Below are 23,811 nucleotides of genomic sequence, written 5' to 3' on the forward strand. Positions count from 1 at the left end.
TTACTCTTAATCTAAAAAGCCAGTATCTTCTATTAAGTTTTTACCTTCAGCTGCTTGCCGAGCTAGTTGGTCACAGGCTTCGTTTTCAGGATGACCAGAGTGGCCTTTTACCCAAAACCAACTAACTTTATGTTGAGCTACCTGTTCATCTAAACGCTTCCATAAATCAACATTTTTCACTGGTTTTTTGGCGGAAGTTTTCCAACCATTTTTTTTCCAACCATTGATCCACTGATTTATGCCATTTTTTACATATTGACTATCAGTGGTTAGATTTACCACGCAAGGCTCTGTTAAACATGCCAATGCCTCGATAGTGGCCAATAGCTCCATTCTATTGTTTGTAGTGTGTTTAAACCCTTGGCTAAGTTCTTTTCGGTGTTTATCAAAAACTAATACCGCGCCATAACCCCCTGGTCCTGGGTTGCCTAAACAAGATCCATCAGTAAAAATATCTATTTTTTTCATCTATTTGTACGAAAGTTTATGATTAACGGCAGTATAATGTTGTTTAATAACAATCACACTAAGTTATTTGTTTGGCTGGTATACTGAGTTTTAAAGTCAGCTTGCCATCGAACGCCGAAAGTAATGAGTCATTTTAGTTAACAAATATATGAGTAATAAATGAGACAAATTGTATTAGATACTGAAACAACCGGCATAGATCCTAGACAAGGTCACCGTATCATTGAAGTTGGCTGTGTTGAGTTAATTAATCGCCGATTAACGGGTAATACCTTTCATGTTTATATCAATCCAGAACGTTTAGTCGAACAGGAAGCCATTGAGGTTCATGGCATTACCAATGAATATTTAACCGACAAACCAGTGTTTAGAAATATTGCTCAAGAGTTTATAGACTTTATTAAAGGAGGGCAGTTAGTGATCCATAACGCACCATTTGATGTGGGGTTTATGGATCATGAGTTTGCCAAATTGCGCGGCATAGCAGAAATTAAAACCGCTGACATATGCACAGTACTAGATACTTTAGATTTAGCTAGACAAATTCATCCAGGGCAAAAAAACAATCTAGATGCTTTGTGCCGTCGTTACGGTATTGATAACTCTCACCGAGAAAAACATGGCGCCTTATTAGATGCGGAAATTTTAGCTGACGTATACCTAATGATGACAGGCGGCCAAACAGACTTAAACCTTAGTGGCCAAGCAAGCGGAGAAGGTGGTCTACAAGTTGAAACCATCCGACGATTGTCAGCAAGCAGAAATCCATTAAAGATTGTGCGGGCAACAGCCGATGAATTAGTACAGCATGAAAGTCGTTTAGATGTCGTGGCGAAAGAAGGTGGCAGTTGCCTTTGGCGTCAATAACCAAAGATAAGTGGATTTATTAAAATATGAATAAAAAACAATTACTAATTTACATTGGTATATGCTTGATGTGTTTTAGTCATGTTTGTTATTCAATAAGTTTAGTCCCACTGACGGTGCAAACTAGCGCGACAAAAGCTTCACAAGAATTGCCAACTCCTGCACCTAACGAAAAAGAAGTCTCTCCGATTACTCAGTTGGGGAATAAGTATCATAATAGTATCTCGTTATTACAAAACCGCTTTAGAATAGACTTTGAGGTGGATGAAATTACTATGGTGTTTTTCCGTGAATACGGCTCAAGCCCCATAGTATTAGTACAACCAGATGGTTCCAAAATTTTTCAGGCCACCGCAGATGGCGAAAGTATTTTTTGGTACGACACTAGTACCTACGACATGATTAGCATCAAAAATCCGGCAATTGGCCCCTGGCAGGCTGTAGGAAATATATCGCCGAATAGTCGAGTGATGGTCATTAGCGAACTGGCATTACATGCAGAAAAACTTCCCTCAACAATATTTTCTGGAGAAATCCTCAAGCAAACTGCCTATCTAACTAATGATGGTGAACCTATCGACTACACAGCTTTTCGAGACGTGGTTGAGTTAGTCATTTCTTTGTCTAGTACTAATAACCCCAATTACAATAATTTTGGCGCAGATCCAAAAATTATCGCTACATTTCAAGATAATGGTAAAGGCATGGACGAAACGCCTTTAGATGGGGTGTTTACCGGGCAATTTAACTTGGCTGTGCCCGATGGCGAGTGGATCCCTACCTTTAAAGTGTCGACCCCTATGTATTCTAGAGAGCAGGTGGATCCTAATATTATGTTACTGCCCAACCCTATTAACATAAGTGTTGATGTGGACGATGGCACAGGTGGTTACCATAAGTTAAAGGTGGATGGAGACAGAGAGTATATAAATATATCTACCTTATTAATTGACGGTAAAGTGCGTTATCCGAATGGAGATATTCAAAACTTCTCTATTACTGATATGTCAGACAATGTTAGAGAACATGACATTATACATTTTGATTTTGGTATTTATCGAGTCAAACTGACGGCTTTTGGCAGTACCCTGGATGGTCGTGAGTTCATTTTAGACGTTCCAGAATATTCGTTTTTAGTGGAAGAGCCAAAGCCAGTGCCCAAACAGACGAATGGACAAGCTACAAGCCCTGATGTTATTTCACCTCAAGAAGTCCAAAACGAAAAAACGATTGAGCCAGCGCTCGCCGTTCCTGTAGATGAAGGTATGTCTAACTCTACCTTAGTATCTTTAATTGTCGGTATTAATCTATTTTTACTCATAGTAGGTGGCGGATTAATTTGGCTTATTACTAGTGATAAAAAGATTCGTTTTTCATTCAAGAAAAAAGTTGGTTCGGAAGCTTCTTCCGAAACAGTCAAGGAGCCAACCGACTCCGAGGTTAAACTTGGCTTTTTTGCCAAATTGTTCAAACGTAAACCCAAACAAGTCACAGTAGCTCCTTCAGAACCAAATAAACAACCTGAAGATACTAAGCAGCTTGATTCTGGCTTTAAAGATTTATCACTGCCAAAAGATTAATGTGGGTGCGATAGATATTTAGCTGAATTACTCCCTTAATAGCCACAAAAATAGGCGTAATTGGTTAATACTCAAGCAATCAATCTTAATAACGTAATTTTAGCTAAAAAAGCTATTGACTCAACCTAGGGGAACCCGTATTATCTGCGCCGCGGTTGAGGAGGGGTATCTAGTATTTTTCTTCTAACTGCATGATATTATTAAAGATTGTGGAGTGGTAGTTCAGTTGGTTAGAATACCGGCCTGTCACGCCGGGGGTCGCGAGTTCGAGTCTCGTCCACTCCGCCAACTTTAACAGTATTATTTTACTGAATATTTTGAGTTTATCTATTTAAATACATGAATGTTTAGTAAAAGTTTTGATTACGGCTGGAGTGGTAGTTCAGTTGGTTAGAATACCGGCCTGTCACGCCGGGGGTCGCGAGTTCGAGTCTCGTCCACTCCGCCATTAAATTCACAATTCTTTTTATTCCCTCTATTTTATTTCTACGTTATCAAAATTGTTTTTGATATGATTAGCCCAATTATTTTAATAGTATTCTTGTCTTCAAGGATTGAGATAACAGCTAAATGTTGCTTTTACTGCTTTATATATTTATTGCCTTAGGGTTTTCTTTTGTTTGTTCAGTGGCTGAAGCTGTGATCCTCAGTGTTTCACCCGCTTATATTTCTGTATTACGAAAAAATGAAAATGCTTCAGGGGAATTATTGGCTAAACAAGTCAATGACATCAACCAGCCTCTGGCCGCTATATTAAGTTTAAATACTATCGCCCATACTATGGGGGCCGCTGGAGCTGGGGCTCAAGCCGCGGTAGTATTTGGTGATGCCTATTTAGGTCTTGCCTCGGCTATTTTAACCTTACTTATTTTAGTGTTTTCCGAAATCATTCCTAAAACCTTAGGGGCCACTTATTGGCGACAATTAGCCCCAGTGACAGCTTTCTTTTTAAAATACCTGATTATTGTGTTGTATCCATTGGTTAAAATGGCACAAAAACTAACGTCTAAAATGCATGACGAATCTCCACTAAAAGGTTTAAACAGAGAAGAGTTATCAGCCATGGCCGCTTTGTCTTTAGAAGAAGGTCAATTAGCCGCTCGCGAAGCTACTGTGATGCAGAATTTACTTAATTTAAATCAAATTAAAGTTAAAGAAAGCATGACTCATAGAACAGTGATCTTTTCTGTATCTGAAGATATGTTGTTGTCAGAGTTTATGCAAAAACATATGGACGTGACTTTTTCTCGGATCCCTGTTTATGAATCAAACGAAGTGGAAAATATTAGCGGTTATGTTTTGCGAAGTGATTTACTTTTGGCTTTTGCCAAAGGCGATGTGAATAAACCACTAGTAGATTTTAGACTGGATATGGTGACTATTTTAAGCAGCATGCCATTAACGAAAGCCTTTCAACCCTTACATTCTAAACGGGGTAATATGTTGTTGATTGTTGATGAATATGGTGGTCTAGAAGGAATACTAACCGTAGAAGATTTAGTAGAAAGCTTGTTTGGTGTTGATATTATTGATGAAAGTGATCAAGTTGTCAGTATGCGCAAGTTAGCGCATATTTTATCTAAACGTCGTGATAAAAAACGTTTATCTAAGTTAACCCGAGCCAGTGACTTTAAACAACCCCAGGAATAACCCTAAAAAATGACTGAATTACTTAAATGTATTAACTTAAGTAAGGAATATACCGATGGTAAAAATAGTGTAACTGTTTTAAAAAACATTAATTTTACCGTAAACAAAGCTGAACAAATTGCCATAGTGGGCAGTTCTGGTTCGGGAAAAAGTACGCTATTACATTTATTAGGTGCCTTGGATATACCTACTTCAGGTAGTGTGAGTTTTGAACAACAAAACATCTTTGAATTTAATCAAAACCAACAAGCACAATTTCGTAATCAATCTTTAGGTTTTGTTTATCAATTCCATCATTTACTACCAGAGTTTAATGCCATAGAAAATGTGGCTATGCCTTTATTTATTGCTAAAAAGCCAATCAAACAAGCCAATGCCCTAGCTTTAGCCATGTTAGAAAAAGTAGGTATGAGTCACCGAGCTACCCACAAGCCCAGTGAGTTATCGGGCGGAGAGCGTCAACGAGTAGCTATTGCTCGGGCATTAGTGACAAAACCTAAGCTGATACTAGCAGATGAGCCAACTGGGAATTTAGATCGCAAAAACGGTGAAAGTATTTATCAATTATTAGTTGAGTTGCGAGAGCAAACTCAAACCAGCTTTGTGGTGGTTACCCATGATAATCAATTGGCAAGTCGCTTGGATAGGAGTTTAAGTTTAGTAGACGGCGTGTTAAGCGAGTCTAATTCAAGTGCTGGTGGACTTTAATGCATTTAATTTGGTTGTTGGCGTGGCGTTTTCGTTCAGATAAACGCCAAAGTGGATTTATTTCATTTATATCTGCGTCCTCTACTTTTGGCATAGGTTTAGGCTGTTTTGTGTTGATTGTGCTGCTATCAGTGATGAACGGCTTTGAACGTGAGCTTAAAGATAAGTTATTGTCGATAATACCTCATGCTGAATTTAAATCTGTGTATCCACAGGGAATTGAAAATTGGCAAGATGAATTAAGTTTACTTCAGCAACACCCAGAAGTGATTTTTGTTGAACCCTTCGTTAAAGCAACGGGTATGTTACAAAAAGCCAATAAAATGAAAGCTGTGGAAATTACCGGATTAGATCCTCGTTGGGCTGAACAAGGGATCTTACCTTCATTAGTCTCTAAAACAGCATGGGCGGATTTTTTAGCTATTGAAAGCGGTATATTTTTAGGCTCAGGTGTTATGCAAAAGTTAGAGCTTGAGGTAGGCGATAAAGTGCAAATTTTGTTGCCACAAATGTCCAACGACCTAAGTTTAACTGCGCCTAAAATAGTTAGACTTACTGTATTGGCAAGTTTAAATTTAGGCGGCGAATTGAGTAATCACCTTGGGTTTATCAAAATGTCTTTAGCGGCCAAAACTCAAAACGTGAGTCAGGGGGCCCAAGGTTTTAGACTCCGTTATCGTGATCCTTTTCAAGCACCTCAGCTAACTCGGGATATTGGTTTTAAGCTCAAACCTGAAGTGTACATGTCAAATTGGACCATAAGTGATGGCAATTTATATCAAGATATTCAACTAGTTAGAGCTGTAGTTTACATCGCCTTAACGCTAGTGATTGCTGTTGCTTGTTTTAATATAGTCTCGACCTTAGTAATGGCTGTGAATGAAAAACAAAGTGAAATAGCCATGTTAAAAAGCATGGGTGCAAAAAATGGACTGATTATTTTAGTATTCATGTTGCAAGGTACGTTTAATGGCTTAATCGGTACACTGTTTGGTGTGGTTAGTGGTGCGTTCATAGCTATGAATTTGGCTAGTATTGCTAATGTTATAGAAAGCCTATTGGGAGTGAAGTTTTTATCCGGTGATATCTATTTTATCGATTTTTTACCCTCAGAATTACATTGGAATGAAGTGTATATGACAGCTGGTATTGCACTAGTGTTAAGTATATTGGCAACCTTATATCCAGCTATAAAAGCCGCAAGGATTAATCCAGCGCAGGTGTTGGGGCACTAAAGAATAGCAGCGCGTATCGAGCGGCTAGCTTAAAAGCAACATAACACTGTGATATGTCGGGTTTTTATTTGACAGTAAAATTACGGTCAACACACTTTTACTTAGCCCGTAGCCCGTAGCCCGTAGCCCGTAGCCCGTAGCCCGTAGCCCGTAGCCCGTAGCCCGTTAGCTATTCTTGTCTAAATGTTTAAAGTCTACCTCTTCGTCTTTAATGCCAGCGTCTGTGTCATTAAATACATCGGCATCAAATTCGTTTTCACTTTTACCGACTATACAGGCCACCATACAGTCGCCTGTTACGTTGACTGCTGTGCGGGTCATGTCAAGTAATCTATCTACGCCTATGATTAAGGCGATGCCTTCTACGGGTAAATTCACTTGTTGTAATACCATGGCTAACATAATTAAGCCTACACCTGGTACACCTGCTGTGCCGACTGAGGCTAAAGTAGCAGTTAATATAACCATTAAATAGTCTGCTAAGGTCAAATCAACGGCATAAACTTGGGCAATAAAAACCGTAGCAACACCTTGCATTATAGCCGTACCATCCATGTTAATAGTTGAGCCTAGTGGCACAGTAAATGAAGCAACGCTGGATTTCACCCCTAGCTTTTTAGTCGCTGTTTCCATAGTAATAGGTAAAGTTGCACTGCTACTTGAAGTACTAAAGGCGAATAAAGCCGCATCGCGCATTTTTCGAAATAAAATGAGTGGATTAAGGCCGCTAAGTAGCTTTAAGATAACAGAGTAAGAAACAAATGCATGAAGTAGAAGAACAAAAATAACCAAAAAGAAATATTTAAGTAACTTAAAAATGGTGTCTATATCTACAGTGGCGAACATTTTAGCCATAAGTACAAATACACCATATGGGGCTAAATTCATCAAAATAGTCACGAGTTTCATTATTACCGTACTTAAATCTTCAAATACGTTGGTTAACCTTTTGCCTGTGTTTCCTGTCATGGCCATAGCTATGCCAAACAAAACTGAAAACACTATAATTTGTAACATGTTACCTTCAGCCATTGCATTGATTGGATTGGTAGGCATCATGTTGATAATAACTTGGCCTAAAGATGGCGCTTCTTTAGCTTCATAGGTTGCTTGTGATGGTAAACTTTCTCCTTCACCTGGTGCCACAATTAAAGCAAATGTAACGGCTAAACTAATAGCAATGGCAGTAGTTCCTAAATACAACAAGATTGATTTACCACCTAAACGGCCTAATTTAGATGGGTCAGACAAACTTGAGGTACCACATACTAAAGAAACAAATACCAGTGGTACTACTAACATTTTTAAACTGGCTACAAATATCTCGCCGATGACGTTAAATATACCTTCTACCAAAATACCATACGTGGAAACTTGTAACCCGAATACACTAAATGACAAATCTCCGCTATCATCAAATGACCATTGTAATAAAGCTCCTATAACGATCCCGGCAATCATGCCGATAAAGATACGAGCTGTAAGACCAAGTTTTTTTGGTTGAATTTGACTTGACTGTGGCATGAATGTCCTAAGCTTTTAGTTAAAAGAAAGTATTAAAAAATATACGGTTGGGCTTAGGTTAACAATTTTGTTAGTTAAGCTGAACCATTAATATGAATTTGTCGTGTAGGTCTAATTAAAAGCCTAGTAAATGAGTGGAAAGGAAAGATATATGATTTTGCGTGTTAAAACTCTTTTAGGAATATTTATCCTGTTTGGATTATTCGCTTGTGGTGGTGGAGGCGGTGGTCTTGAGCGCGACAATGGGACTAGCGGCAATACTGGCGGTGGCGCTACCGATCCCACTGTAAGTACAATTCAGCTTGAACTTTCAAGTCTTGCAACAGGACAGGTATCAAGCATCTTAAGTGAAGATAACTCTTTACGCTTAACTGCCACTGTAAAAGATGCAAGTGGTAATGCTATGCCTCAAGCATTGGTTACCTTTACTTTTAACCGCGAAGGCTTAGCGATTTTTTCAAATGATTCGGGAAGCGCGCCGACAAATAGTGAAGGCGTCGCCACTATTGATATTTTGGTAGGGCAAGACTCAGGCGGAGTGGAAGTATCTGCTAGTTTAAGCTCAGGAGATCCAGTATCAATTGCATTTACTTCATCAGGTACAACAACGGGTGGAACTGCTAATAGAATTTCTTTGACTTTCACTAATATTGAAACAGGTGAAGAGTCTGATTCACTGAGTGAAGGTACGCCACTAAGATTAACGACTCTCGCCACTGACGCCAGTGGAACACCCATTACAGACACTTTAATTAATTATACTTTCGAACCAGAAGGTTTAGCTATTTTTAGTAACGATTCGGGTACAGCTAAAACAAATAATGAAGGTGTTGCCATTATAGATATTTTAGTCGGTGATGATTCTGGGGCGGGTAAAATTATCGCTACTCTAGAAACTGGGGAATCTGAATCAACGACATTTGTTTCTGCAGGTATTACTCAAATAAATGAACAACCAGCGTCATTAGACTTATTTTCAAGTTCTATACAATTAGCTTCAAGTGGCTCTGATAAAATAGAGTTGTTAGCTTTGGTAAAAGACGCTAATAACGTACTACTTCAAGGCATTGAGGTGACTTTCTCTGCTGACTCAGATGCAAGTTTGCAGCAAACACAAATAGTTACCGGTGCAGACGGTATAGCTAAAGCATTACTGTCTACACAAAATAAACCTGAAAATAGAACCATTACTGCTTCGGTTTCTGTAGGGACACTTTATAAAGAAATCGAAATTCAAGTTGTGGGTACAGAAGTTGTTGTTAATGGGCCTCCTTCGGTGATTTTAGGGCAAAGTGCCGAGTTTACGGTATTTTTGGCTAACTCTGATGGAGTAGGTATTGGCAATCAAACAGTCTTGCTTAGCTCTTTAAATAACAATCAATTAGACCAAACCGAATTAGTTACTGATGCTGAAGGTCAAGTCACTGTTACTTTAACGGCTGATAACTCTGGTTTAGATTTAATTACTGCCAGTGCTATTAACGCAATAGGTAGTTTAAGCATTAGTGTGCAACAAGACAGCTTTAGTTTTACTGATGTATCTGAAGAAGATGTGCCACTTGGGCAGATAAGTGATATTGATTTAACCTGGTTAAAAGAAAATATCCCGTTTGCTGGCGGTAATATTTCCTTTACCACCACGAGAGGTGAACTATCAAGTTCGTCTGTTGTGACGAATAGTGAAGGCGTGGCGACTATTCAAATTCAATCGAGTAATGCTGGTAAGGCATTAATTTCTGCTCAAGGAGAGGACAGTGATGGTAATATTGTCAACGCTCGTACTCAAGTTGAGTTTGTCGCGACTGAAGTTGATAACATTATTGTATCAGCTAGCTCTAGTTCAATAGGTCCATCTGGGCAAAAAAGTACTATTACGGCTATTTTAAGAGATCCAGCTGGGAACTTAGTCAAAGGTAAAACTGTTAGCTTTAATGCTGATGATGTAAGCGGTGGAGACATTTTTCCTGCTGAAGCAGTGACTGACAGTAATGGTTTAGCATCAGCTGTATTTACGTCTAATACAGTAACAAACGAAGATGGTATTACCATTACCGTTACTGAGTCTGAGTCAAAGCTATCAGCCAGCACTAAGTTAACCATAGCTGATCGAGCGCAGTTTATTTCTATTGGTACAGGTAATGAGATAGAAGCACCAGACGAAACGAGTTACCTTAAAAAGTTCACTGTGTTTGTTACGGATGCAAATTCAAACCCAGTCAGTAATGTAAACTTAACCATTACGGGAACACCTGTAAAATACACTGAATTACTAGAGCCTAATGCCGAGGTAGGAGATGTCAATTATCAAGTTATTCGCCCTGCATTTTATAAGGGATATTGGAGAGCATTTCCCGACGTAGATAGTTTCCAATATTGGGTGGCTGTACAAACTTTTGGCTGTTCTAATGAAGATATTGACGGTGACGCTATTTTAGATAGTAATGAAGATACTAATGGTAATAATAATTTAACCCCAGGTAATATTATTTCTATAGATGGTAATGTAACAACTGATGAAAACGGTCAAGCTGTTATTGAGTTAAGATATGCAAAAACTTTTGCAGCTTGGGGACAAGTTAAAATTACCGCCAGTACACCTGTGTCAGGTAGTGAATCAAAAACTAGTCAGTTTTATGTTCTAGGTGCATCAGCTGCTGATCTCAGGATAGAGAGCACTCCGCCAAACACTAACCCGTTTGGTTCTGGTGTTAACTTAGTGGAAGACCCTGATAATCTCGGTAATTTTATCGATGACGGGGCAAATAGAACCTGTACAAACGCTTTATAAAATAATCTAAGCCCGAATTTATTCGGGCTTTTTTATTACTAAATCAATCGTTGGGTAATTGGTATAATCTTAGATTTGTTGAAAAGGATAAACTGAACCTAAATCTAAAATTTGAGTCAGTTCATCTAATGCTGTTCTTGATTCGATTAACAGCTGAGGATCACTAAGATCTGTCACTTTTAATTCGTCTCGATAATGTTTATCTACCCAAGTATTTAATAGCTCAAATTGCTGATCATTGATCAAAGTATGTGGATTAACCGCGGCTAACTCAGATTCATTTAAAGCCACTCTAAGGCGTAAACAAGCAGGTCCACCGCCATTTTGCATACTTTGTTTTACATCAAAATATTTCACTTCTTTTATGGGCGTGTTTTGAGTCACTAACTTGGCTAGGTAATTTGAAACCGCTGGGTTTTCCTGACAATTTGTCGGCGCAATAATAACCATGTCACCGTTAGCTTGGGTGATGATCTGAGTATTAAATAAATAGGTTTTAATCGCGTCTTCGACACTCACCTCAGATGTTTTTACACAAATGAAATGTAAGTTATTACCACTGAACTTTTGTTTGATTTCTTGTAATGCCGCATCTGAATTGCTAAAGGCTTGTTCGTGATAAAACAGTACATTTTGATTACCTACCGATATCACATCATTGTGAAAAACACCTTGGTCAATTAGATCTGGGTTTTGTTGAATGTAGACCACGTTTTCAGACTGCAATCCGTGCAGCCTAGCAACAGCTTGAGAGGCTTCAAATGTTTGCCTAGCTGGAAACTTTTTAGGCGCTGGTTTACTGGTATCAAAGGCATGACGTCCGTAAACAAATATCTCTAACCCTGTTTCACCATAATTACCACATAAACGAGTGTGATTGGCTGCACCTTCGTCGCCAAAATGTTCGTTGTCAGGTAAGTGTTGGTGATGCGAAAAATAATCTGAGTTATTGAATGTTGCGCGTAAAATATTGCCGGTAACTTGTGGCTCTAAAGAACGGTGAAACTTGTTGGTTAAATTAGCGGGAGTGAAGTGAATTTTTCCATCAAGGGTATCAGCACTTGGAGAAACTGTCGCTGCATTGGCTGTCCACATGCTAGACGCCGAACAACAGGCTTGAAAAATAGCCGGAGCTTGTTTTGCTGCGGCTTGTAAAACTTGCGCATCAGATCCAGTGAATCCTAAACGTCTAAGTGAATATACGTCAGGACGCTCCTGCGGGGCGAGAACACCTTGAACCATGCCTAGGTCAGCTAGGGCCTTCATTTTCTTTAAACCTTGCTTAGCAGCTTGTTTAGGGCTGCTTGACGCGCTTGCATTTTTTAGTGAGGCGACATTGCCGTATGATAATCCCGCATAATTGTGGGTCGGCCCAACTAAACCGTCAAAATTGGCTTCAAATTGTGTCATTTCGGTCTCACTTCTTGCATTAATTAATTGAACTTGAACTGCATTTTATTACTCAGTGATACGGCTGCAGTCGACTGGTTTTTCGGCATTATACTGTTTTTACTTGGTCTGCCAATCGCACTGCTCAAAAACTAAACAGAAAATCAGGCTCTGAAAAAAAGAATATTAGATAAGTATGAAGAAGAACTTGTTTTCTATTCATTTTATCGATATATCTTAAAAAGCATTTTTAGCAGGTAAATCAGTGAAATGGTTTGCTTGATTAATAAAAACCTAATTAAATCAAAGGTTAATACCAATTTATGGCAAAATCTCTAGTCATTGTCGAGTCACCGGCAAAGGCAAAAACAATTAATAAATATCTCGGCAAAAATTTTATTGTAAAATCTAGTGTCGGCCACGTTAGAGACCTTCCACACAAGGCTCTTGGCAAAGTAGCGCCTAAAAAACCAGCAAAAGAATTAAAACTTTTGTCTGAGAAAAAGCGTGAAAATTACCTCCGTGAACACGATTACAAAAAATTAGTCGATCGGATGGGCATAGACCCTAAAAAAGACTGGAAAGCACATTACGACGTACTCGAAGGGAAAGAAAAAGTCGTCAACGAATTAAAAAAGCTAGCTAAAAACGCTGACACAGTATACCTCGCGACGGATTTGGATAGAGAAGGAGAGGCGATCGCTTGGCACTTGCGCGAGTTAATCGATGAACCTGGCAAAGAATTTCAGCGAGTGGTGTTTAACGAAATCACTCAAAATGCGATACAAGATGCTTTTGCTACGCCCACAGAACTTAATATTGAAATGGTGAATGCCCAACAAGCAAGACGATTTTTAGATCGTGTTGTGGGTTTTATGGTTTCGCCATTATTGTGGAAAAAAGTCGCCAGAGGTTTGTCGGCCGGTCGAGTGCAATCTGTCGCTGTGCGGCTAGTGGTTGAACGTGAAAGAGAAATCAAAGCCTTTGTTCCCGAAGAGTTTTGGGATGTTCACGCCGACTTAAATACCGAGAAAAATACTGGCTTGCGCATGTTAGTGGCCAAAGAGAAGGGTAAAGCCTTTAAACCAGTCAACAAAGCTCAAACAGATAAAGCCGTTTCGTTTCTGCAAAGTGCTGAATATAAAGTGGAAAGCCGAGAATCTAGACCGACTCAAAGTAAACCTTCTGCTCCTTATATCACCTCAACTTTGCAACAAGCGGCGAGTACTCGATTAGGCTTCGGTGTGAAGAAAACCATGATGATGGCTCAGCGTTTGTATGAAGCCGGTCATATCACCTACATGCGTACTGACTCTACTAATTTGAGTAAAGAAGCGGTGGAAAGTTGTCGAGATTACATTACAGACAATTTTGGTGCTAAATATTTACCCGATAATCCAATTAAATATGGTAGCAAAGAAGGCGCACAAGAGGCTCACGAAGCGATTCGACCTTCAAATGTATTACTTAAATCTGAATCTATCAGTGAAGTAGAGCGTGACGCTCAGCGTTTATATGAGCTTATTTGGCGCCAGTTTGTGGCATGTCAGATGACCAATGCTAAATATGATGCTAGTACTATTCGTGTGAAAGCAGGGGATTTTGAGTTAACTGCTAAAGGTCGTGTATTAAAGTTTGATGGTTGGACAAAGGTACAAAATACCCAGCGCAAAAAAGGCGAAGAAGACTTGTTGTTGCCTGATGTTAAAGAAGGTCAGAGTCTTGATCTTAAAACACTCGATCCTAAACAGCATTTTACTAAACCCGTTGCTAGGTTTAACGAAGCATCTTTGGTTAAAGAGCTTGAAAAACGCGGCATAGGCCGACCTTCTACTTACGCCAGTATTATTTCTACCATTCAAGATAGAGGATATGCTCGCATTGAAAGTAAGCGTTTTTACGCTGAGAAAATGGGCGAAATAGTTAATGACCGTTTATTAGAAAATTTTGATGATTTAATCAGTTACGACTTCACCGCCAACATGGAACAAAAATTAGATGAAATAGCCGGTGGAAGATTGAAGTGGAAAGACGTTTTAAACGACTTTTATACTGATTTTGAACAAAAAATGATTTTGGCCGAAAAACCACCTGAAGAAGGTGGTATGCGCTTAAATCAAGCTGTACCTACGGATATTGCATGCACTAAATGTGAACGTCCAATGAATGTGCGTACCGCTAGTACAGGTGTATTTTTGGGATGTTCTGGTTACAGTTTACCCCCCAAAGAACGCTGCACTGGCACCATGAATTTAACTGCTGGTGATGAAGTGGTTAAAGTGGATGATGATGAAGAATTAGAAACTGAATTATTACGCTCAAAACGTCGCTGCGATGTCTGTGGAACTGCGATGGACAGTTACTTAGTTGACGAAACGCGTAAATTACATGTATGTGGTAATACCCCCACTTGTGAAGGCGTGTATGTAGAATCTGGTACTTTTAAAATAAAGGGATATGAAGGGCCGATTATCGAATGTGATAAGTGCCAATCTGACATGGAACTTAAAAGTGGTCGATTTGGTAAATATTTCGGTTGTACTAATGAAGAGTGTAAAAATACCCGTAAGTTATTGAGAAATGGCGAAGCTGCGCCACCTAAAGAAGATCCTACAGATTTGCCAGAATTAGAATGTACTAAGTCAGACGCTCATTTTGTGTTGAGAGACGGGGCTTCTGGTATTTTCTTAGCCGCTCACAATTTCCCTAAATCTAGGGAAACTCGAGCTCCGCAAGTGGCTGAATTGGCTCGCTTTAGAGATCGAATTTCACCTAAGTTTTATTATTTAGCTGATGCACCAGCTGCCGATCCTGACGGTAACCCAACGATTGTGCGGTATAGTCGAAAAACTAAACAACAGTATGTCATGTCAGAAAAAGAAGATGGTAAAGCATCTGGCTGGTCTGCTTGGTACACTGATGGTAAATGGAAAGCTGAAGATAAACGTAAAAAACCTAAATAGTTAATATCTCAATTAAACTATTTTTAGGTTAAAATAATAAAACAAACGACAGCTAAGGCTGTCGTTTTACTTTTAAACCCCAATTTTAATTCAAATTAATGGCACATTAGAATGGCACTTTCACTGCAAGAACAATTACTCAAAGCTGGTTTAGCTGACAAAAAAAAAGCTAAACAAGTAAGGCAACAAAAGCATAAACAAGCAAAAGCGAAACAAAAACATAAAGTTGAAGAAACTAATGAAGCTAAACTTGCTGCAGAGCAGGCGGTTGAGGCCAAAAAAGCCAAAGACAGAGAGTTAAATCAGCAAGCCAAACTAGAGGCAGATAAAAAGGCCGTAGCGGCGCAAATTAAACAGCTTATTGAAACCAACATTCAGCCTAAAACGGGCGGTTCAAAAGGCCAAGAAGATGTGGTGTGTAACTTCACCGATGGAACATTAATCAAACGTATGTACGTAAGTCCTGCTGTACAAAAACAGATTAGTCAAGGTAAATTGGCGATAGTTAAATTAGCTGCTGGATATGAATTAGTGCCCATGCCAGTTGCCAATAAAATTGCTGAACGTGACCAGGCCTGCGTAGTTTATCGAGCTGATAACATTAGTGTTGAAGATCAAAAAAGCAGTACTGAAGAAGATGATTGGTATGGCGATTATGAAATCCCAGACGATTTGAATTGGTAAACTATAGTTTAACCTTACCTTTGCCAATTAATTGAGTATGCCCAATGAATGTGACAAAACACTATATAGTGCCGTTTCCACTAAAAACTGTGTACGCAGCTTGGGTATCTTCAAACACAGTGATTTCGCCTGCAACCAGGATGGATATTTTGCCAGAAGTAGGAGGGCATTATCGATTGATTATGAAGAGCCCTGAATATACTAGTTCAAATGAAGGACGATTTTTGATTGCCGAGCCAGAGTCTCACCTCAGGTATACTTGGGAGTGGAATAAAGATGGTGAAATCACTGAAATTGACGTGCGGTTTACTTCAATACCTGAAGGCACAGAAATTCAGTTGCAACATTCAGGGTTTAAAAAGCAACAAAGTGCTGATATACACGCCAGTGGCTGGGATAGCTATATAATAGGCTTTTGTACATTTTTAGAAGGCGCTGAATAATCAGTTGAATTATTCCGTTATTTTTATACCATTTTGTTATTCAGCTTTTTTATTCTGTATTACGACTCAGCTTTAATTAAACTGATTATTCGCCAATCAGCCTTAGGTTTTACGCCATTGGATGTGGTGTACATATGCACTCGCCCTTTAGGTTCTATGGCACATAAAGGCAATAACCGGCCAGCATACTCTTGTTGGTAGTCCTCAAACGTAAATTCATCTGACAGACGAGTAGTTTTAATAATACCGCCTTTAGCGGTGTAACTGGCTAATTTTCCATAATTAACATCTGCAGCAAACAAGCCTAATTTTTGTGCATAGGACTCTGATACTTTATGACTCGATAGAGTATGGTTTTCTCGGGTATTCAAACCGTAAACGGCACCTTTGCCTATTTGATGTTCGAAATGATAGGTAACCAGCGGATTAAGCTGTTTATAAGGCGACATAACTAATACTTTACCAAATTGCGAAATATCTAAAGTGCGCGATGCGTGATCAGATATTGGGTTACCAAAATAAGTTGGAATACCTTCCATCCTAGCGTTACTGATGGTTTCCCAGTTGGTATCCGCTAGACACACAGTGACTTTTTGATTAATTAATTCTTTGGCAAATAACCTAGCGAACTCACCGCCTCCAAACAACAAGAAACCATGTGGTGCGGGAGCACGCATACCTAAAAATTTGGCCACCTTAACTGAGGTAAAACTTTGTAATACTACACTGCCAATAATCACTAAAAAGACCATAGGCACTAATAAGTCAACTTGTGCGTAGTTTAGTGCTTCGAGTTTTAGGGCGAATAATGCAGATACCGCAGCTGCGACTATACCTCTTGGGGAAATCCAGCTTAATAAAGCAACCTCCTGCCAAGTTAAGCTTGTTCCTAAAGACGATAGTCCAACGGAAATTGGCCTAGCAATAAATAAAATACCGAATAGTACCCAAATAGAACCCCAACCTAAATTTAGGATGGCACTCAGTTCGATGCGCGATGCCAGCAAAATGAACAAGCCAGAAATAAGCAAAACACTTAAGGTTTCCTTAAATTCAATAATGCCATCCACATCGACTTTTTTCATATTGGTTAGCCACATGCCCATAATGGTCACAGTCAATAGGCCAGATTCATGAGCAATCAGGTTAGAGCCTGCAAAGGCACCTAACATAAGAGTCAGGGCAGCTGTGTTGATTAAATAATGAGGAATAAGATTGTTTCTGATTAAAAAGCCCAGTAAATATCCAAATATCACACCAAAACCTACTCCCACTGAAATGGTTAAAGTGAAAGCCATTAAGGTATGACTAAGAGCGTTTTGAGTTGAAATAATGTATTCAAAAACTAATACTGCTAATAAAGCTCCCACGGGATCAATAATAATCCCTTCCCAACGTAAAATATTTGCCACTTTTGTACTTGGACGCACAGTTCGCAGCATAGGCACTATCACAGTTGGGCCTGTGACAGTTACAATAGCTCCAAACAAAAAGGCCATTTGCCAACTCATACCCAATCCATAGTGAGCTATTGGGGAAGCAATAACCCAAGTCACCAATGCGCCGTAGGTGCACAAATTACGCACCATAGAGCCATGACCACTTAAATCTGTTACTTTTAGTGTTAGTGCACCCTCAAATAAAATGATGGCAACCGAGAGCGATACAATAGGAAACAGTAGATCACCAAATAATGCATCTGCGTCGATAACTCCAGTGACTGGACCAACTATAATGCCCGCCAATAATAAAGGAAGAATGGCCGGTAGTTTGATTTTATGAGCAATAAACTGACAGCCAATAGAAATAAGCCCTACTGCGACTAACAAAATAATGGGATCGTTCAAGTTACATCCTTTCTCTTTATTGGTTAGCTAATGATTTAGCTCATTCAGTAATCAAAGCATATTTTGAGGTGGTAAAGCAACCGAAAACCCTACTGACATAATGTTGTCAGTAAATGGTTGGTATTGTGCGCGATTATTATTGATATAAGGAAATAATCATGATTGATTTACATAGTTTTGGGCCAAAGTTTGGCATGATATTGTTAGTTGGATCTTTTTACACATTTGCGAAGTCTCAACAAGGGGAGTCAATTCATTTGGACAATACAAAATTTGGAATGCAAGTAGCCTTAACTGCTGAAGCGGGCAAGGGGGGAGCACTAGCAGTCATTATGCTTAAAGCACAAGAGTTGGTAACGGCTATGTCTGGGTGTCAGGCTTATATAGTGCAGTTATCCGTTAGTGATGAACATACCATCCTGATTACTGAAGTATGGGAAAATAAAGCCGCTCACCAAGCGTCCTTAGCCAACCCACAGGTATTGGCTTTAATTACTCAGGCCAAACCTTTGATTACGAATATGCAACATCAAATAGGTAAACCAATCGGATTAGATGGGATCAACAGCCCTTAAGTTACTTCTCTAACATGGGGAGTTTGTTGGCTACACCATTCCATTCTTCTGCATCAGCGGGGGCGGCTTTTAGCTCAGTAATGTTTGGCCAAATCTCTGATAAATCTGCATTGATTTTTAAATAATGGTTTTGTTCTTTGGGTAATTCAGTATCTTGGTAAATGGCTTCGGCTGGGCATTCTGGTACACATAAAGCACAATCAATACACACATCGGGGTTGATGGCTAAGAAGTTTTCGCCCTCATGAAATGCATCAACTGGGCACACAGGTACACAATCGGTGAATTTACACTTGATGCAGTTGTCGGTTACCACAAAGGTCATATAAAGTTACATTATCTTGATTGAGAGTCATTCTACAGCCGATCATAAAGTAGCGGATTGAAAAGGCAAGTAAACCCTAAAATTATTGATATAATAATTGTCATCTTGTCGAATAATTATCGACCCCACAAATAAAGAGTAACCGCACCATGATACGTCTTAACGAAATTAAACTACCCTTAAATCATGAAGAGCCAGCACTGGCACAAGCCATCTGCGATAAATTAAATATAAGTCAAAAACAAATACAGTCTTTTAAGGTGCACAAACGTGCCTATGATGCCCGTAACAAGGCCGACATTTTATTGATCTACACCCTAGATGTTGAGCTTGCTGAGCAAGCGAATTTGCTAGAGCAGTTTTCTAACGACCCCCATGTTCGAGAAACCCCTGACATGACTTATCAGTTTGTGGCCCAAGCTCCAGCTGAATTGGCGAGTCGTCCTGTGGTGGTGGGTTTAGGCCCTTGTGGTTTATTTGCCGCTTTAATATTGGCTCAGATGGGCTTTAGACCAATTGTTTTAGAACGAGGTAAAGAGGTGCGTGAGCGCACCAAAGATACCTTTGGTTTCTGGCGCAAAAAGCCACTTAATACCGAGTCAAACGTGCAGTTTGGTGAAGGGGGGGCGGGGACCTTTTCTGATGGTAAATTATATAGTCAGATAAAAGATCGCAAACATTACGGTCGTAAAGTGCTCAATGAGTTTGTAGCCGCTGGCGCACCGGAAGAAATTTTGTATGTTAGTAAACCCCATATTGGTACTTTTAAATTGGTCAATATGGTGGAGAAAATGCGCGCTCAAATTATTGAGCTAGGCGGCGAAATTCGTTTTAGTACACGTGTAGATAAGATAGATTTGGTAGATAATCAAGTGAAAGGTTTACATCTGTCTACTGACGAATATTTGGCCTGTGAACATGTAATACTCGCTTTAGGTCACAGTGCCCGTGATACCTTTCAAATGTTGTTTGATATTGGTGTGTACGTTGAAGCTAAACCATTTTCTATCGGTTTTAGAATTGAACATGAACAATCTATGATAGATGAGTGTCGATTTGGTGAAAATGCTGGCCACCCCATTTTAGGTGCAGCGGATTATAAATTGGTGCATCACTGTAAAAATGGCCGTTCCGTTTATAGCTTTTGTATGTGTCCAGGTGGCACTGTGGTAGCAGCTGCCTCTGAAGCGGGTAGGGTAGTTACGAATGGTATGAGTCAATATTCTCGTCACGAACGTAATGCCAATAGCGCCATAGTGGTGGGTATCACTCCTGAAAAAGATTATCCAGAACATCCTCTTGCGGGTATTGATTTACAGCGACGTTTAGAAGAACTGGCTTACAAGGTGGGCGGTGAAAATTATCACGCCCCTGCGCAGCTTATTGGAGACTTTTTACAAGGCAAGTCGAGTGAAGAATTGGGAGGGGTAAATCCTTCATACACGCCAGGCATTACTTTAACTGATTTATCCAAAGTGGTACCAGATTATGTGACTGCCGCTATTCGAGAAGCAATACCAGCATTTGATCGTCAAATAAAAGGTTTTGCTAAAGCCGATGGTTTGTTAACTGGAGTGGAAACTCGGACCTCGTCACCTGTGTGTATTAAACGTGGCAAGGATTATCAAAGTGTTAATACCAAAGGTTTGTACCCTGCGGGTGAAGGTGCTGGTTATGCTGGGGGGATTTGGTCGGCCGGCATAGATGGTATTAAAGTAGCTGAAGCTTTAGCTTTGGATATGTTAGCTAAACACACGTTAAGTGAGTCTTAATATGCCCAAACAAACCAAGGTAAAAACTAGTACTGGGTTTGCTAAAAAAACTGCAGTGACAAAAGTCACTAAACAGCAAAAAGCCAAACGTCAACAGCTCACTAAACCCATACAGGGCAATCGATTACATCCGAGAAGTTTGCATTCGGATGGGTACCCTTTGGATGAATTGGTAAGTCATTGCCCTGACTTACAAACATTTGTGATAATCAAGCCTGACGGCGGTAAAACCATAAACTTCTCTGAGCCTGACGCGGTAAAAGCGCTTAATGCGGCTTTACTGGATTATTATTACCAGATTAAGTTTTGGGATATCCCCACTGGATACTTATGTCCACCTATTCCCGGAAGAGCTGATTATGTGCATCATATTGCCGACCTTTTAGCTGAAAATCAGCTAAAAGAAGTAGCTAAAAATAGCCAAGTCATAGGTTTAGATATTGGTACTGGGGCAAACTTAGTTTATCCAATATTAGCCAATCGCATTTATGGTTGGAATATGTATGGCACCGATATTGATCCTGTTTCGATTAAATCTGCTGAAAATATTATTTTGTCGAATCCTGTTTTAAAAGACAATATACAAGTAGTCCAACAGTCTAAGCCAACGGATATCTTTACAGGTGTGGTAGCTAGCGACCAAGTGTTTGATTTTTGTATGTGTAATCCGCCATTTCACGCGTCTGCCAAAGAAGCTCAAGCTGGGTCTATGCGTAAAGTTAACAATTTGGCTAAACACGCTAAAAAACGTCAATCTCACATGGCTGGATCGAAAATAAAAAGTTTGAACTTTAGTGGTCAAGCAAATGAATTATGGTGTGAAGGTGGAGAGCTTGCCTTTATTCAGCGTATGATCACGCAAAGCCCTAAGTTTGCTAAACAAATAAAATGGTTTACTTGTTTAGTTTCAAAAAAAGAGCACTTGCCACAATTAACAAAAGTGTTAGAGCAATCTGCAGACATAGACTGGAAAGTAGTTGATATGGCTCAAGGACAAAAGATCAGCCGCTTTTTGGCTTGGCGTTTTAACTTTACTAGTAAATAAACAAATAGGTAAATAAATCTAAGCGAGTAGTTCATGACAAAATTAACCGAAAAACAAAAAATGCTGCAAGGAATAGAATATTTTCCAAGTGATAAAACCTTGCAAAATGAAAGAGCTGTCGCTAAACGTTTGTGCCAGCAATTTAATCGTCATGATATAGACGATAGAAAAGGCAGCCGAAAGATCATTGAAAGTCTAGTAGGAAGCTATGCCGGAGCTTGGATTGAGCCAGACTTTTATTGTGACTATGGTTATAACATTCATCTAGGTAAAAACTTTTATGCTAATCACGGCGTAGTGATCTTAGATACCGCCCCTGTCACCTTTGGTGATGATGTGATGTTAGCCCCTGGTGTGTTGATATCAACCGCGAGCCATCCCCTTGATCCAGATAAACGTAAAAAGGGCATGGAAACGGCCTTACCCATTAGCATAGGAAACAATGTGTGGGTCGGTATGGGTGCAAAAATTCTGGATGGTGTGACTATTGGTGACAATGCCGTAATAGCTGCCGGCGCTGTAGTGAATAAGAATGTAGCTGCAAACACAATTGTGGCAGGTGTACCGGCAAAGGTGATCAAAAAAGCTAATTGAGCATATTGATAATTATACAGCCCTTTGTTCTAGCTTGCGGTATTTAGCTTAAATATCGTTCAGTTAGGTGGCTAAAACTAAGTATCTCTTGTGACGATTTATAATTTCTGTTAAAAAGTCAATATCATTTCGGTAAATAATAAAATACACCCTGTACAAAAATCTTTACAGTTGTTTTGTTGTCAGAAATGCCCATGTATAGAGTCGTTCATTTTAAATGGCTCAATGCCATATTTTATTTATTTTAGTAGAGTTAAAACCAATGTTACGGGATAACATAAACAACATTAATGTTTCATCAGAACAAGTATTAGTCACGCCTCATGCTTTAAAAACTGAGTTACCAGTCAGTGAAGAGTCACTAAAAATTATTCAAGGTTCACGTCAGGTTATTAGTGATATTTTACATCGCAAAGATCATCGCTTTTTGGTGATCAGTGGCCCATGCTCCATTCATGATGTAGAAGCCGCTAAAGCCTATGCAATAAAACTGAAAGAGTTACAGGAAAAGTGCAAAGATACTTTGTATATAGTGATGCGCGTGTATTTTGAGAAACCACGTACTACAGTAGGTTGGAAAGGGTTGATCAACGATCCACATATCAATGATACCTTTGATATCGAAGCGGGTTTACGTAAAGCTCGTGAGCTACTTATTTGGTTAGCTGATTTAGAATTGCCTGTCGCTACTGAGGCTTTAGATCCTATTAGTCCACAATATTTGGCTGAGCTATTTAGCTGGTCTGCGATTGGTGCTCGTACCTCCGAATCTCAAACACATAGAGAAATGGCCAGTGGTTTGTCTATGCCAGTTGGATTTAAAAATGGTACAGATGGTGGTTTAGGTATTGCGATTAACGCTTTGCAATCAGCAGCATCTGGTCATAGTTTTATGGGCATTAATAGTAAAGGCCAGGTGAGTGTAATCCAAACTCAAGGAAATCCTGATGGGCATATAATCTTGCGTGGTGGTAAACAGCCTAATTATGATTCTGTTTGTGTGGCAGATTGTGAAGTTGAGCTTGAAAAAAATAAACTATCAGCGGGACTTGTGATCGACTGTAGCCATGCTAACTCAAGCAAAGATTATCGCCGCCAACCTTTGGTTGCTAAGAACGTTGTGAATCAAATTTTAGAAGGCAATCAATCTGTAATTGGTATCATGTTAGAAAGCCATCTAAATGCTGGTAACCAAAGTAGTAATGGTAAAAAGCCAGCCGACTTAGATTACGGTGTGTCAATTACTGACGGCTGTATTGATTGGCAAACCACAGAAGACTTAATTAACGATATGCGTGAGAAACTTGTCACAGTATTGCCATTACGTCTGAATAAATTTAACGATTCAATTTAA

19 protein-coding genes and 2 tRNA genes are annotated in these 23,811 nt (G+C 39.4%); 16 read left to right on the forward strand and 5 right to left on the reverse strand.

Annotation, left to right across the window (positions count from 1 at the left end; translation table 11 throughout):
- Positions 1-6: 6 nt before the first annotated feature.
- The gene (gene rnhA, locus L0668_RS01075) at positions 7-468 is read right to left on the reverse strand and encodes a ribonuclease HI (RefSeq protein ID WP_235310211.1); all 462 of its coding nucleotides are present in this window, start codon (positions 466-468) and stop codon (positions 7-9) included.
- A gap of 159 nt (positions 469-627) precedes the next feature.
- Between rnhA and dnaQ the strand changes: the two genes are divergently transcribed.
- From dnaQ to lolE, 7 genes are all read left to right on the forward strand, one after another.
- Entirely contained in the window at positions 628-1,335 is a 708-nt protein-coding gene (gene dnaQ, locus L0668_RS01080) for a DNA polymerase III subunit epsilon (protein ID WP_235310212.1), read from the forward strand.
- Between the two features lie 26 nt (positions 1,336-1,361).
- Positions 1,362-2,915 (forward strand): TIGR03503 family protein, encoded by a 1,554-nt coding sequence (locus tag L0668_RS01085; protein WP_235310213.1) that lies wholly within the window; start codon positions 1,362-1,364, stop codon positions 2,913-2,915.
- 211 nt (positions 2,916-3,126) lie between these two features.
- Positions 3,127-3,203 (forward strand) — tRNA-Asp (locus L0668_RS01090).
- An 83-nt stretch (positions 3,204-3,286) separates the two neighbouring features.
- Positions 3,287-3,363: transfer RNA gene (locus L0668_RS01095), tRNA-Asp, on the forward strand.
- Between the two features lie 122 nt (positions 3,364-3,485).
- Entirely contained in the window at positions 3,486-4,565 is a 1,080-nt protein-coding gene (locus L0668_RS01100) for a CNNM domain-containing protein (protein WP_235310214.1), read from the forward strand.
- 9 nt (positions 4,566-4,574) lie between these two features.
- Positions 4,575-5,273 (forward strand): lipoprotein-releasing ABC transporter ATP-binding protein LolD, encoded by a 699-nt coding sequence (lolD, locus tag L0668_RS01105; RefSeq protein WP_235310215.1) that lies wholly within the window; start codon positions 4,575-4,577, stop codon positions 5,271-5,273.
- Complete coding sequence (gene lolE / locus L0668_RS01110; protein WP_235310216.1) at positions 5,273-6,508, forward strand: lipoprotein-releasing ABC transporter permease subunit LolE; 1,236 nt, start codon at positions 5,273-5,275, stop codon at positions 6,506-6,508. The genes lolD and lolE overlap by 1 nt, the downstream gene beginning before the upstream one ends.
- A 165-nt stretch (positions 6,509-6,673) precedes the next feature.
- On the opposite strand, the gene L0668_RS01115 is transcribed toward lolE, so the two are convergent.
- Positions 6,674-8,032 carry a dicarboxylate/amino acid:cation symporter gene (locus L0668_RS01115; RefSeq protein ID WP_235310217.1) on the reverse strand — a complete coding sequence of 453 codons (1,359 nt, stop codon included), beginning with the start codon at positions 8,030-8,032 and terminating at the stop codon, positions 6,674-6,676.
- 151 nt (positions 8,033-8,183) lie between these two features.
- Here L0668_RS01115 and L0668_RS01120 point away from each other — a divergent pair, with 151 nt between their 5' ends.
- Positions 8,184-10,820, forward strand: coding sequence for an Ig-like domain-containing protein (locus L0668_RS01120; RefSeq protein WP_235310218.1), 2,637 nt, complete (start codon positions 8,184-8,186; stop codon positions 10,818-10,820).
- 69 nt (positions 10,821-10,889) lie between these two features.
- Here L0668_RS01120 and astB read toward each other — a convergent pair whose 3' ends face one another.
- Positions 10,890-12,230 (reverse strand): N-succinylarginine dihydrolase, encoded by a 1,341-nt coding sequence (gene astB, locus L0668_RS01125; protein WP_235310219.1) that lies wholly within the window; start codon positions 12,228-12,230, stop codon positions 10,890-10,892.
- Positions 12,231-12,532: 302 nt separating this feature from the next.
- On the opposite strand from astB, the gene topA reads away from it, so the two are divergent.
- From topA to L0668_RS01140, 3 genes are all read left to right on the forward strand, one after another.
- Positions 12,533-15,172, forward strand: coding sequence for a type I DNA topoisomerase (gene topA / locus L0668_RS01130; protein ID WP_235310220.1), 2,640 nt, complete (start codon positions 12,533-12,535; stop codon positions 15,170-15,172).
- A 111-nt stretch (positions 15,173-15,283) separates the two neighbouring features.
- Positions 15,284-15,856, forward strand: a complete 573-nt coding sequence (locus L0668_RS01135) for a DUF2058 domain-containing protein (RefSeq protein ID WP_235310221.1) — start codon at positions 15,284-15,286, stop codon at positions 15,854-15,856.
- A 44-nt stretch (positions 15,857-15,900) separates the two neighbouring features.
- Complete coding sequence (locus L0668_RS01140) at positions 15,901-16,299, forward strand: SRPBCC family protein (protein ID WP_235310222.1); 399 nt, start codon at positions 15,901-15,903, stop codon at positions 16,297-16,299.
- A 59-nt stretch (positions 16,300-16,358) separates the two neighbouring features.
- Here L0668_RS01140 and L0668_RS01145 read toward each other — a convergent pair whose 3' ends face one another.
- Entirely contained in the window at positions 16,359-18,146 is a 1,788-nt protein-coding gene (locus L0668_RS01145; protein WP_235310223.1) for a cation:proton antiporter, read from the reverse strand.
- Between the two features lie 158 nt (positions 18,147-18,304).
- Here L0668_RS01145 and L0668_RS01150 point away from each other — a divergent pair, with 158 nt between their 5' ends.
- Positions 18,305-18,721 (forward strand): putative quinol monooxygenase, encoded by a 417-nt coding sequence (locus L0668_RS01150; protein WP_235310224.1) that lies wholly within the window; start codon positions 18,305-18,307, stop codon positions 18,719-18,721.
- Between the two features lies 1 nt (position 18,722).
- On the opposite strand, the gene fdxA is transcribed toward L0668_RS01150, so the two are convergent.
- On the reverse strand, positions 18,723-19,046 hold the full coding sequence (fdxA, locus tag L0668_RS01155; RefSeq protein ID WP_235310225.1) for a ferredoxin FdxA: 324 nt from the start codon (positions 19,044-19,046) through the stop codon (positions 18,723-18,725).
- 149 nt (positions 19,047-19,195) lie between these two features.
- Between fdxA and L0668_RS01160 the strand changes: the two genes are divergently transcribed.
- From L0668_RS01160 to L0668_RS01175, 4 genes are all read left to right on the forward strand, one after another.
- A complete protein-coding gene (locus tag L0668_RS01160; protein WP_235310226.1) occupies positions 19,196-20,818 on the forward strand; it encodes an NAD(P)/FAD-dependent oxidoreductase in 1,623 nt (540 codons plus the stop codon).
- Between the two features lies 1 nt (position 20,819).
- On the forward strand, positions 20,820-21,863 hold the full coding sequence (gene rlmF, locus L0668_RS01165) for a 23S rRNA (adenine(1618)-N(6))-methyltransferase RlmF (protein ID WP_235310227.1): 1,044 nt from the start codon (positions 20,820-20,822) through the stop codon (positions 21,861-21,863).
- Between the two features lie 33 nt (positions 21,864-21,896).
- Positions 21,897-22,457: a sugar O-acetyltransferase gene (locus tag L0668_RS01170; RefSeq protein WP_235310228.1), complete on the forward strand. Its 561-nt coding sequence runs from the start codon at positions 21,897-21,899 to the stop codon at positions 22,455-22,457.
- Between the two features lie 262 nt (positions 22,458-22,719).
- On the forward strand, positions 22,720-23,811 hold the full coding sequence (locus L0668_RS01175; RefSeq protein WP_235310229.1) for a 3-deoxy-7-phosphoheptulonate synthase: 1,092 nt from the start codon (positions 22,720-22,722) through the stop codon (positions 23,809-23,811).

It is taken from the genome of Paraglaciecola algarum, from assembly GCF_021532655.1.
Classification (GTDB): Bacteria; Pseudomonadota; Gammaproteobacteria; order Enterobacterales; family Alteromonadaceae; genus Paraglaciecola; species Paraglaciecola algarum.